Annotated in this window: 11 protein-coding genes; 4 read left to right on the top strand and 7 right to left on the bottom strand. The window is 72.1% G+C overall.

Translation table 11 applies throughout. The annotated features are described in order from the left end of the window. Positions 1-164: 164 nt before the first annotated feature. From C1I98_RS25795 to C1I98_RS25785, 3 genes are read left to right on the top strand one after another with little or no spacing between them, the layout of a single operon-like run. A complete protein-coding gene (locus tag C1I98_RS25795; RefSeq protein ID WP_397559410.1) occupies positions 165-1,196 on the top strand; it encodes an AAA family ATPase in 1,032 nt (343 codons plus the stop codon). Continuing rightward, the gene (locus tag C1I98_RS25790; protein ID WP_111170013.1) at positions 1,193-2,464 is read left to right on the top strand and encodes a DUF58 domain-containing protein; all 1,272 of its coding nucleotides are present in this window, start codon (positions 1,193-1,195) and stop codon (positions 2,462-2,464) included. The genes C1I98_RS25795 and C1I98_RS25790 overlap by 4 nt, the downstream gene beginning before the upstream one ends. Further along, positions 2,461-4,911: a transglutaminase TgpA family protein gene (locus C1I98_RS25785; RefSeq protein WP_111170012.1), complete on the top strand. Its 2,451-nt coding sequence runs from the start codon at positions 2,461-2,463 to the stop codon at positions 4,909-4,911. Before C1I98_RS25790 ends, C1I98_RS25785 begins: the two co-directional genes overlap by 4 nt. Before the next feature lie 147 nt (positions 4,912-5,058). Here C1I98_RS25785 and C1I98_RS25780 read toward each other — a convergent pair whose 3' ends face one another. The 7 genes from C1I98_RS25780 to C1I98_RS25750 all read right to left on the bottom strand — a co-directional run bounded on the left by C1I98_RS25780 (position 5,059) and on the right by C1I98_RS25750 (position 11,204). Beyond that, a complete protein-coding gene (locus tag C1I98_RS25780; RefSeq protein WP_111170017.1) occupies positions 5,059-5,475 on the bottom strand; it encodes an SCO2097 family morphological protein in 417 nt (138 codons plus the stop codon). A 147-nt stretch (positions 5,476-5,622) separates the two neighbouring features. Next, on the bottom strand, positions 5,623-6,861 hold the full coding sequence (gene dinB, locus C1I98_RS25775; RefSeq protein ID WP_111170011.1) for a DNA polymerase IV: 1,239 nt from the start codon (positions 6,859-6,861) through the stop codon (positions 5,623-5,625). A gap of 38 nt (positions 6,862-6,899) precedes the next feature. After that, positions 6,900-7,661, bottom strand: a complete 762-nt coding sequence (locus C1I98_RS25770; RefSeq protein WP_111170016.1) for a methyltransferase domain-containing protein — start codon at positions 7,659-7,661, stop codon at positions 6,900-6,902. A gap of 75 nt (positions 7,662-7,736) precedes the next feature. After that, the gene (nusB, locus tag C1I98_RS25765; protein WP_111170010.1) at positions 7,737-8,147 is read right to left on the bottom strand and encodes a transcription antitermination factor NusB; all 411 of its coding nucleotides are present in this window, start codon (positions 8,145-8,147) and stop codon (positions 7,737-7,739) included. Continuing rightward, a complete protein-coding gene (efp, locus tag C1I98_RS25760) occupies positions 8,147-8,707 on the bottom strand; it encodes an elongation factor P (RefSeq protein WP_111170009.1) in 561 nt (186 codons plus the stop codon). The genes nusB and efp overlap by 1 nt, the downstream gene beginning before the upstream one ends. A gap of 35 nt (positions 8,708-8,742) precedes the next feature. Continuing rightward, positions 8,743-9,816, bottom strand: a complete 1,074-nt coding sequence (locus C1I98_RS25755; protein WP_111170008.1) for a M24 family metallopeptidase — start codon at positions 9,814-9,816, stop codon at positions 8,743-8,745. A gap of 314 nt (positions 9,817-10,130) precedes the next feature. Continuing rightward, entirely contained in the window at positions 10,131-11,204 is a 1,074-nt protein-coding gene (locus C1I98_RS25750) for an LLM class F420-dependent oxidoreductase (protein WP_111170007.1), read from the bottom strand. A gap of 106 nt (positions 11,205-11,310) precedes the next feature. Here C1I98_RS25750 and C1I98_RS25745 point away from each other — a divergent pair. Next, the coding region (locus C1I98_RS25745) for an endonuclease/exonuclease/phosphatase family protein (protein ID WP_233508181.1) at positions 11,311-12,182 on the top strand (872 nt) is incomplete at its 3' end.

The raw sequence follows: 12,182 nt of genomic DNA, 5'->3' as shown, positions 1-12,182 counted from the left end.
GGGCAGTGGTGGGGCGCCGTGGAGCGGGGGCATCGCGATAGCCCGGCTATAGCCGCATTCGCCGGTAAATCGGCTATAAGTCGCCCCGGAACCCCTGGCAACGTAGTGTCTGTACACACAATGGAAAAGAAACGCAAGGCCCCCGCAAAAGCGCCTGTGGGGGCATGCCGTACCACCATCATGGAGGCCCGGTGGCTGTCAGCCATGACGTCGGACATCAACTCGAGGATCTGGTCTCCACAGCGCACCGGATCCGGCACGCGATCGAATCGGTGATCGAGGGCAAGGCGGACGTCGTCCGGCTCACATTGACCGTCCTGCTGGCCGAGGGCCACCTCCTCATCGAGGACGTGCCGGGTGTCGGCAAGACGATGCTGGCCAAGGCGCTGGCCCGGTCCATCGACTGCCCCGTCCGCCGGGTGCAGTTCACCCCGGACCTGCTGCCCAGCGACATCACGGGGGTGAGCGCCTACAACCAGCAGACCCGCGAGTTCGAGTTCAAGCCGGGCCCGGTCTTCGCGAACATCGTGGTGGGCGACGAGATCAACCGCGCCTCCCCCAAGACGCAGTCCGCGCTGCTGGAGTGCATGGAAGAACACCAGGTGACCGTCGATGGGGCCACCTACCGGCTCGACACGCCGTTCATGGTGATCGCCACCCAGAACCCGATCGAGATGGAGGGCACCTATCCCCTCCCCGAGGCGCAACGGGACCGCTTCACCGCCAGGATCGCGATGGGCTACCCCGAGCCGGCGGCGGAGCTGGAGATGCTGGACGTCCACGGTGCGGCCTCGCCGCTGGACAAGCTGGAGCCGGTGGCGACCACCGCCGAGGTGCGGGCGCTGATCGAGGCCGTGCGGGCGGTGTTCGTCGCCCCGCCGATCAAGAAGTACGCCATCGACCTGGTCACCGCCACCCGGCAGACGCCGGACCTGCGTCTCGGGGCCTCGCCCCGCTCGACGCTCCAGCTCGTGCGGGCCGGGCGGGCGCACGCCGCGCTGGCGGGCCGTGACTACGTCATCCCCGACGACCTCCAGGACCTCGCCGTCCCGGTGCTCGCCCACCGGCTGCTGCCCAGCGTGGAGGCGCAGGGTCAGCGCCGCCATCCCGAGCAGGTGGTCGCCGACCTGGTACGCCGCGTGCCCGTGCCCGACGCACCGGGCCGGGGGCCCGGCGGGGTGGGAACCAGGCGGTGAAGGCCGGGCTCGGCGCGCTGACCGCGCGCGGGCGGTCGTTCGTCGCCTCGGGGATCGCCGCCCTGCTGTGCGCCGTGCTGCTCGGCGAACACGACCTGCTGCGGATCGGCATCCTCATCCTGACGCTGCCGCTGCTGGCGGCGATGGTCGTCGCGCGCACCCGCTACCGGCTGAGCTGTGCCCGCCGCCTGGAGCCGCAACGGGCGGAGGTCGGCGTCGAGGCGACGGTCACCCTGCGGCTGGAGAACGTCACCCGGCTGCCGACCGGGTTGCTGTTGGTGGAGGACACCGTTCCCTACGCGCTCGGCGCGCGCCCCAGGTTCGTGCTGGACCGGGTGGAGCCGCAGGGCATCCGCGAGATCGACTATCGGGTCCGCTCCGACCTGCGCGGCAGGTTCCCCATCGGGCCGCTCTCGGTGCGGATCACCGACCCGTTCGGGCTGGTCGAACTGGCCCGCGGGTTCACCATCAGCGACACCCTGGTGGTGACGCCGCAGGTGGTGCCGCTTCCGCACGTACGCCTTTCCGGCGAGTGGACCGGCGGGGGCGACAGCCGTACCAGGAGCGTGGCGGCGGCGGGCGATGACGACGTGGCGCCGCGGGAGTACCGCCAGGGGGACGACCTGCGCCGGGTCCACTGGCGCTCCACCGCCAGGCACGGCGAGCTGATGGTGCGGCGGGAGGAGCAGCAGTGGCAGAGCCGCGGCGCGCTCCTGCTCGACACCCGCAGGATGGCCCACCGGGGGGAGGGCCCGCGCTCGTCGTTCGAGGTCGCCGTCTCGGCCGCGGCCTCCATCGGCGTCCACCTGGCCCGTGAGGGCCTCGGCCTGCGCCTGGTCACCGACCAGGGCGCGGAGCACCTGACCGACACGGGGCTGAGCCACTCGCTGCTGGACACGCTGGCGGTGGTACGTCAGAGCCAGACGCGTTCCCTGGACTACGGGGTCACCGCGCTGCGGCAGGGCGGCGGCGACGGGCTGCTCGTGGCCGTGCTCGGGTCGCTGCGGGCCGAGGAGGTCACCGCCCTGGCCCGGTTGCGGCACGGCAGCGTCACCGGTGTGGCGGTCGTGCTCGACACGGCCGTGTGGGAGCATCCCGACGCACCGCCCAGCGAGGAGTACGAGCAGGTCAGGACCGTCCTGGCCGGGTACGGCTGGCGGGTCGCGCGGCTGCGCTCCGGCGGATCCATCGCGGCCGTATGGCCCGAGGCCGCCCGCCGGGGCGGCCGCACCCCGATAGGCAACACGGCCGGCGGAGGCGGCGAATGAGACTTCCGATCACCGCGGCGCTGGCCACGATGGCCGTCGCCACGACCCTGCACCAGCTCTTTTCCGGAGGGGCCTGGCTCTGGACCACCCTCGGCGCGATCGTGGTGATCGGCGCGATGGGGGTGATCGCCTCCCGGCTGGCCGTACCGGGCTGGCTGTCGGCGCTCGCCCAGCTCGCCGGGCTGTGGATCTACCTGACCGCCGCCTTCGCCGGTGATGAGGCGTGGGCCATGCTGGTCCCCACCAGCGACTCCGCGGCCGCTCTGGTGAGCCTGGTCGAGGACGGCTTCCAGGACATCCAGCGCTACGCCCCGCCGGTCCCGGCCAACCCGTCGATCATGCTGTTCACCGCGCTGGGCATCGGGCTGATCGCCATCGCGGTGGACCTGCTGGCCGTACGGCTGCGCCGGGCCGCGCTCGCGGGGCTGCCGTTGCTCGCGCTGTTCGTGGTGCCGGCCGAGATCGTCACCGACCAGATCCCCTGGCCGTCGTTCATCGTGGCGGCGCTGGGGTTCACCGCGCTGCTGCTCGCCGACGGCCGGGAGCGGATCGGCCACTGGGGCCGGGCGGTGCTGGTCCGGCGGATGCGCGGTACGTCCAGGCCGGAGGGCGACAGGGGGCAACTGCGGCTGTCCGGCAAGCGGATCGGGGTCGCGGCGATCGGGCTGGCCGTGCTGGTGCCCGCGCTGGTGCCGACGCTCGAACCCAACCCACTGTTCACCTTCGGCGTCGGTGCGGGCGACGGCAGGGGCGAGGGCAACACGATCAGCATCCCCAACCCCATCGTGGGGCTGAAGGGACAGCTCACCCTGCCCGACAACACGCCCGTCCTCACCTACACCAACGACGACGGCGTACCGAGGTACCTGCGGTTGTACGCGCTGGACACCTTCAACAGCGACGTGTGGACCATGTCCAACCCCTCGGGGACCCCGGAGAACCGGGTTGAGAACGGGCCGCTGCCCGCGCCGCCCGGACTCACCCCCACCCCGCAGGACCGGCAGGTCAAGACCGACATCCAGATCAGTGAGGATCTGGACGTGGAGTTCCTGCCGCTGCCGTACCCGCCGCTGCGGGTGACGGCCGAGGGCGACTGGCGGGCCGACCGCCCCTCGCTCATGGTCTTCTCCACCCGCGACTCCACCCGGGGCCTGCGCTACCAGGTGATCAGCGGCGAGCCCAGGGCGACCGCCGACCGGCTGAAGGGGTCGGGTGAGCCGGTGCCGGAGGTCGCCGCGCGCTACCTGTCGCTGCCGCAGGGGCTGCCGCCGCAGGTGCGCGAGGAGGCCGAGCGGGTCACCAGAAACCGGAAGACCCCCTATGAGAAGGCCGTCCGGCTGCAGGAGTGGTTCACCGACGACGGCGACTTCACCTACAGCGTGAACACCAAGAGCGGCCACAGCAACTCCGCGCTGCTGGACTTCCTGATCAGCAGCAGGGTGGGGTACTGCGAGCAGTTCGCCGCGGCGATGGCCGTGATGGCGCGCACCCTGGGCATTCCCGCCCGGGTGGCGGTCGGCTACACCGGCGGCACGCCGCTGGGCGGCGGGCGCTGGCAGGTCGGCACGCACGACATGCACGCCTGGCCCGAGCTGTACTTCGAGGGCGTGGGCTGGCTCCCCTTCGAGCCGACCCCCTCCGGGACGCAGGGACAGGGAACGGCACGCGCGCCCGAGTACAGCCTGCCGCCGCCCGACGAGCCCGGCCCGGCCACCTCCTCCCCCGGCCCGACCGGCGGCGAGGACGAGGAGACCGGCACGACCAGTGGCACGCCGGAGCGCCCGCGCAACCCGGCGCTGCTCGACCGGGAGGGAACGATCACTCCGGCGGCGCCGGAGGAGAGCACGTCGGTGGCCGGCCAGATCGGCACGGGCGCGCTGGTGCTGCTGCTGATCGTGCTGATCCCGGCGGCGCTGCGGGTGTTCATGCGCAGGCGGCGGCTGCGGGTCGTGGCCAGGCCCGTCGCGGACGACCCCAGCCCGGGTCCGGGTCCGGGTCCGGGTCCGGATTTCGGGGGCGCGGCCGATCCGCCGGTCGGCGTGTGGGCGGGCAGGCGGGCCTCGCCGGTGTCGGCGGCGTGGGCGGAGTTCGGCGACGCCCTGTACGACTACGGGCTGAGCCGGGCGGCGAGTGAGACGCCGCGGGCGCTGAGCCGCAGGCTGGCCGCCGAGCACGGCTTCGACCCGCTGACCACGGCGGCGATCGAGCGGATCGCCACGGCGACCGAGCGGATGCTGTTCGCCAGGTCTCCCGGTGATCAGCGGCCGATGGGCGAGGATCTGCGGCGGGTGCGCCGCGCGCTGGCCGCCACCGCGTCACGCGGGCGACGGATCAGGGCGGTAGTGCTGCCGCCGTCCACCCTGCGCCGGCTGCGCCTGGTCGGCGGGCGGCTGCTGGACGGGTTCGACCGGCTGGAGAACCTGCGGATGCGCAAGACGACGGGCTGAGCACCGGCGAAATGTGGCCGCCCCCGGGCTTGCGGGGGCGGCCACATTCGTTTTCGCAGTGATCTCGTCCCCCGCGCCGGTGGGCGAAGGGGACGAAGGGGTGCGGGAGGGGTTCCGGCGGGTCGTGCGGCGCTGCGGAGCGGTCGCTCAGCGCTCGTCGTGGCGACGCCGCCAGCGCTCCTCCATGCGCTCCATGAAGCTGGGCCGCGGACCACCGCGCCGCCCACCGGCCGGCCGGCCGGGAGGTGCGGCGCCGGGCTGGCCCGCCGGTGGCGGCGAGCCGTCACCGAACCCGTTCATCTTCTTCCAGCTCGACAAGCCCCAAAGACACGCCAGGAGCATGACCACGAAGCCGCCGACACCGAGCAGGATGAGCTGCGACACGACGCCGACCATCAGCAGGACGACGCCGAGAAGGAACCCGATGCTGGCCTTCACCAAGCGGCGCTTGTAGTGGTTACGGGGGTCACGGATTCGTACGGTATTGGCCCACTTCGGGTCCTCGGCGTAGAGGGCCTGCTCGATCTGGTCGAGCAAGCGCTGCTCGTGCTCAGAGAGCGGCACGGCGCCTCCCAAGGACGGCCCCAGGACGGGGAAGACGGCAACGGACGACACGGGGTGTCCGGACCTCGCGGTCGGTTATCCCCAGAATACGAGGCTGTAGACGCAGGCGAAAGAAAACGTCCAACGTAGACCAAACCGGAGGTGACGTCATAGATCTATTCCATCAAACTTTGGCCGCACCAGCGAGGCCGGACGCACCGCCCCCGGGCCGAACCTCGCGACCGCCCTGTCCATCGCGCGTTCCGCCTCCCTCCAGCCGGACTCTCGTTCTCCAAGAGTAAGCTGACGCACGGACGCCTCGGCCCTCAGGAGGTTCTCCATTCGCACTCCGACCAGCCGCAGTCGCACGCGCGCGAGGTCTGCGGCGGCGTACAACTCGCAGGCTGTGACGTAAATCTCCTGTGTGACATCGGTCGCCTCGCGCAGGGTGCGCGAACGCGTGATGGTGGTGAAATCGGCGCGGCGGAGCTTGACACTGACCGTGCGGCCGATGTGACCGCCCGCGCGCAGCCGCGCCGCCACCTTCTCCGACAGGCGCAGCAGTTCCCTGCGGATCGTCTCCGGATCGTCGACGTCGGCCGCGAAGGTCTCCTCCGCGCCGATGCTCTTGTCCGGGACGTGCGGGGTCACCTCCCGCTCGTCGCGACCCCACGCCAGGGCGGACAGGTGGCCCCCCGCCGCGTGGCCCAGCTCCCGGCGCAGCGTGGCGACCGGCACCCTGGCCAGGTCGCCCACCGTCTTGATGCCCAGCCGCAGCAGGGCCTCCTCGGTGCGGTCGCCGACCCCCCACAGCGCCCCGACCGGAAGCGGGTGCAGGAACTCCACCACCCCGTCGGCCGGGACCACCAGCAGGCCGTCGGGCTTGCACTGGCGAGATGCCAGTTTTGCCACGAATTTGCTGCTGGCCACCCCCACCGAGCAGGTGATGCCGAAGCGCTCGGCGACCTGGGCCCGGATCATCGCGGCCACCCGGGCGGGCGAACCGAGCCTGCGCCGCGCGCCGCCGACGTCGAGGAACGCCTCGTCGGAGGCGATCGGCTCCACCTGAGGCGTCACCGTCTGGAAGATCTCCATCACGCCACGGGACACCACCGAGTACTTGCCGTGGCTGGGCGGGATGATCGTGGCCTGCGGGCACAGCCGCATCGCGCGGGTCATCGGCATCGCGGAATGCACGCCGTACCGCCTGGCCTCGTAGGTGGCGCTGAGCACCACGCCGCGCGCGCCCGCCGCGCCGATGATCACCGGGGTGCCGGCCAGCTCCGGCCGGTCGAGCAGCTCGACGCTCGCGTAGAACGCGTCCATGTCGACATGCAGGATGGGGCAGCCGGTGTCGTCGGCCGACCCCGTCGTGGCGACCCTGGGAACCTGCTGTTTGCGGGACACGACACCATCCTAGGCGAACGCGCGTTCGATCCGGCGGCCTACCCGAGGGTGGCCAGGACGTGTGTCTGGGTGGCGATCTCCCGCAGCACCGGATGAGTGGCGGCGGCACGTTCCAGCGCGACCAGGGCCTCCGCCGCGCCGGGCTCGCCGTCCACGAGCCGGCTCGGCACCAGGTCGGCGAAGATCCGCACGCCGTGCACCTCGCCCACGGTGAAGCCGGAGGCGGCGAGCAACGCGGCCAGCCGTTCGCCGGTGAACCGGCGCGGGGTCGGGTCGCGGTCGCCCCAGCGCCCCTCGTCGTCGCCGAGGACCAGCCTGGCCTCATCGAACCGCCCGCTCAGCGCCCGGTGGACGGCCGTGGCGACCGGATTGGCGGCGAGCAGGCTCACCACGCCGCCCGGCCGCAGCAGGCGGGCCACCGCCCGCAGCGCGCCCGCCGGGTCATCGACGTACTCCAGCACGCTGTGGCACAGCACCAAATCCGCGCCGCCCTCGGGAAGCAGGTCGCCGAGGTCGGCGGCGTCACCTTGCAACGCGCGCACGCCCACGCCCGCCTCGGCCGCGCGCCGCTCCAGCGCGGCGAGCGAGTCGGGACTCGGGTCCACCACGGTGACCGCGTGCCCCAGCCCCGCCAGGGGCACGGCGAAACCACCCGTGCCGCCCCCGGCGTCGATGATGTCGAGCCGCGCGCGGCCGGTGGCGTAGGCCCGCTCGGCCAGCACCGCCCGCAACGCGTCCCACAGCACGGCGGTCCGCGCCGCAGGCACGGCCGCCTGCCGGGTCACACCTTCGGTCCGCAACGTCAAAGCCTCCCTCGACCGCGCCCTCGGGAAAGGGCGTCCCACCCGCCCCAGCCTACGCCGGGCGGCGGGTCCTCACAGGCTGAGGCTGGGCTTGAGCTCCTTGAACCGGGCCAGGATGCCGTTGATGAACTGGGGGGACTCGTCGGTGGACAGCTCCGAGGCCAGGTGTACCCACTCGCTGATCACCACGCCCTCCGGGACGTCGGGCATCCACAGCAGCTCGTAGGACCCGCCGCGGAGCACGTTGCGGTCGACCGCGGGCATGCGGTCCAGGCTCCAGCCCTCGGAGTAGGTCGAGATCAGTTCGTCGATCCTGGGCAGGTGGCGCACCACGCCCTCCACGAGCGCGGCGGTGTACTCGTTGACCGGCGGCTCGGCACGCTCCAGCCGCTCGGCGAGGATCCTGCCCGGGTCCTCGCCGCGCAGCTCGGCCTCGAAGAGGATGTCCAGGGCTCGCCTGCGGGCCTTGCCCCGTGCGGTCATCAGGCGCGGCCGAGGTAGTCGCCGGTGCGGGTGTCGACCTTGACCTTCTCTCCGGTGGTGATGAACAGCGGCACCTTGATCTCCGCGCCGGTCTCCAGCGTGGCGGGCTTGGTACCGCCGGTGGAGCGGTCGCCCTGCAGACCCGGCTCCGTGTGCGACACGGTCAGCTCGACCGCCGCGGGCAGCTCGATGTAGAGCGCCGCGCCGTCGTTGAAGGCGACCGTGGCCAGCGTGTTCTCCAGCAGGTAGTCGGCGGCCGAGCCGACGGTGCCGCGCGGCACCTGGACCATGTCGTAGGTCTCGGTGTCCATGAACACGAAATCGTCACCGTCGGGGTAGGAGTACTGCATCTCCCGCTTGTCGACGTTGGCGACCTCGACCTTCACCCCCGCGTTGAAGGTCTTGTCGACGACTTTTCCGGACAGGACGTGCTTGAGCTTGGTGCGCACGAACGCGCCGCCCTTGCCGGGCTTGACGTGCTGGAACTCGACGACCGTCCACAGCTCGCCGCCGTCCAGCCGAAGTACGATGCCGTTCTTGAGGTCGTTGGTCGTCGCCACTCGCTTGTCTCCTGCGTACGGCTGCCACTCCCGCCTTACAGGATCAGCAGCTCTCTGGTCGTCTGGGTGAGGAGCTCCGGTCGGTCGACGCGCGTCACGAGCGTGTCCTCGATGCGAACCCCGCCCCTGCCGGGGAGATAGACCCCTGGCTCGACGGTGATCGGAACTCGATCCTCTATCCTACCGGGCTTGTCCCGGCCCAGAAACGGAACCTCGTGGATCTCCAGGCCGATACCGTGCCCGAGGCCGTGCTCGAAGTGCTCGCCGTGCCCGGCGTCGGTGATCAGATCGCGGGCGGCGGCGTCCAGGTCGTGGGCGGTGACCCCGGGCCTGACCGCGTCCCTGCCCGCGCGCTGCGCAGTACGCACGAGTTCGTACAGCTCGCGCTGCCAGTCGGCGGGCGGGCCGACCATCACGGTCCTGGTCATGTCGGCGTGGTAGCCGGCGTGCAGCGCGCCGAAGTCCATCGTGACGAACTCGCCCGCGGCGACCGGCCGGTCGGTGGGCGAGTGGTGCGGCACCGAGCCGTTCGGGCCCGCGGCCACGATGGAGTCGAAGGCGGGCTTGTCCGCGCCGAGTTCGAGCATCCGGCCGTGCAGCATGCGGGCGATCTCCCGCTCGGTCACCCCGGGCCGGATCGCCGCGAGGACGTCGGCGAACGCCTGGTCGGTGATCGCGCACGCGGTGCGGAGCAGGTCGATCTCGGCCTCGTCCTTGACCGTCCGCACCCCTTCCACCAGTCCGGAGAGCGGCAGCGGGTCGCCGTGGACGCCCTCTAGCGCGGCGACCCTGCGGAACTCGGAAACCGGCAGGTGGTGACCCTCGACCGCCAGCCGTGCCGGACCGGCGCGCCCGGCGAGCGCGCCGACGGTGTCGCGCTCCTCGATGACCTCGATGTCCGCGCAGACCTTCCGCGCCGTCTCGGCGTAGCGCTGATCGGTGGCCAGCGCCGCCTGCCCGCCCGCCGTCACCAGCAGTGCGGCGTTGCTGCTGACCAGGCCGGTGAGGTAGCGGACGTTGACGGGCTTGGTGACCAGGATCGCCTCGGCGCCGGCCGGCGGCAGCAGGTCGGACACGCGCCTGCGGCGCTCGTGGTGGTTGGCGGACATGCGCCGAATGTACGGCACACGGCATAACGTACGGCAAGGGCCCGCCGGGAAAGACCTTCGATCGGACACGGCATGCGGCCCACCGCATCGCCTACAAGTCCCGCTATAAAGTGATTTATTCCATGACTTTCGGATATGATGATATGTCAAGGCGATTGTGCGATAAGTTGGCCATCTCGGCGGCCGGACCCGCCTCTCCTCCCTGACGGGTGCGGCCCGCCGTGGGGCCCCGTGCCCCGATGCACGGCAGCGGCCCCCGCCCTGTCCCGCAGGGCGGGGGCCTTGGCGCTCGCCGGCGCGGGCGGCGCGGCCGATCAGGAGGCCAGGTCCCTGATCCGCTCGATCAGCTTCACCCGCTCCCCGGGCGTGTCCGCGAGCGGCGTGACGTTGAGCGTGGTCACCCCCGACTCGCGCAGCGCCTGGATCCGGTCGCGGACGAAGCCCTCCGGGCCGATCAGCGAGGACTTCTCCAGCAGCTCGGCGGGCACCAGGGCGGCGGCCTCGTCCTTCTTGCCCTCCAGGTAGAGGTCCTGGATGCGCTCGGCCTCCTGCTCGTACCCGTAGCGGCGGGCCAGGTCGTTGTAGAAGTTGCGGCCGCGGGCGCCCATGCCGCCGATGTAGAGCGCGAGCACGGGCCGGACGAACTCGCGCAGCCCGGCGACGTCGTCGCCGATGGCCAGCGGGGCCTGCGCGATCACGTCGAGCGGGCCGAGCCCGGGGTCGCGGCGGGCCAGGCCCTCCGCGAGCGGCCCGCCCCACACGGCGGCGGCCCTCTCCGGCAGGTAGAAGATCGGCTGCCAGCCCTCGGCCAGCTCGGCGGCCAGCGCCACGTTCTTCGGCCCGATCGCGGCCACCACGACCGGGATGCGGTCGCGCACCGGGTGGTTGATCAGCTTGAGCGGCTTGCCGAGGCCGGTGCCGGCGCCCTCGGGCAGCGGCAGGTTGTAGTGCCTGCCCTCGTACTCCAGCCGCTCCCGCCGCCACACCTTGCGGCAGATCTCGATGATCTCCCGGGTGCGGCCGACCGGGGCGGTGTACGGCACGCCGTGGAACCCCTCGATGACCTGCGGCCCTGAGGTCCCCAGGCCGAGTACGAACCGGCCCTCGGAGACGTAGTCCATTCCGGCCGCCGTCATCGCCAGCAACGTCGGGGTGCGCGAGTAGATCGGCAGGATGCCGGAGGCGATCCGCACCCGCTCGGTCACGGCCGCGATGTAGCCCATCTGGCTGACGGCGTCGAAACTGTACGCCTCGGGAACGAAAACGATGTCGAGCCCGGCCTTTTCGTGATCGACCAGCTCGGCCACCGTCTCTTTGAATCCCCCCGCGTATCCAAGTGCCATACCGATGCGCATGCGGACTGTGCCTCCAAAAGGCCACAGAATCATATTCGGTCAGGTGTCAGCGTATCCGCCGTGTGTCGGCATGGCGACGGCCGGACGCTCGCCCTAGCCTTACCCATTCCGGCGTGCGAGCGGGCGGGACGGGGACGGTGTGCTGCTGAAGAGGACGATCATCGTGGTGGCGGGCCTGCTGACGCTGCTACTCGGCGGTCACCGGCTGGTACCGGACGTCGGCGGCGTCATGCCGGTCGTGGAGAGCCTGCTGCCGTGGCTCGGGGCCGGGGTGCCGGTACTCCTGCTGGCGTCCTGCTGCACCGGCTCCTGGCGGCCGGTGGCCGCCTCGCTCGTCCCGGCCGCCGTGTGGGGCGCGATGTTCGGGCCCGCGCTACTGCGCGACCCGCCGGGCGGGCCCAGCGACCTCACCGCGACCACGCTCAACGTGGGCGCGGCCAATCCCCGCCCCGCCGACGCCGTACGCGCGGTGGCCGGCCGCAGCGACCTGCTGGCGCTCCAGGAGGTGACCGGACCGGCGCTGCGCGCGGTGGGCCGCGAACTCCGCCGCCGCCACCCGCACTCCTACACCGCGGGCACGGTCGGGCTGTGGAGCCGCCACCCGATCGTCTCGGCCCGCCGCATCGACGTGGGCCTCGGCTGGGACCGGGCACTGCGCGCGGTCGTCAGGACCCCGGGCGGCGAGGTGACGGTCTACGTCATGCACCTGGCCTCGGCCCGGCCGGGCCACACCGTACGGCGGGACCAGACCCTCCTGGCGGCCAGGCGCCTGGTGGAGGACGACCCGAGCGAGCGGCTCCTCCTCCTGGGCGACCTCAACACCGCCACCACCGACCGGCGGCGCACCGGCCTGGTACCCCCACTGTCGGACGCCCACCTGGAGGCGGGCACCGGCTTCGGCTTCACCTGGCCCGCCGAGTTCCCGATCACCCGCCCGGACCACATCCTCTACCGCGGCCTCACCGCCACCCACGCCGACGTCCACCCGGCCCCGGGCAGCGACCACCACGC

Origin of the sequence: Spongiactinospora gelatinilytica, from assembly GCF_003236385.1 — a bacterium.
GTDB lineage: Bacteria > Actinomycetota > Actinomycetes > Streptosporangiales > Streptosporangiaceae > Spongiactinospora > Spongiactinospora gelatinilytica.
The sequence above is the reverse complement of the archived record's forward strand: the minus strand, read 5'-3'. Positions and strand labels throughout refer to the sequence as shown.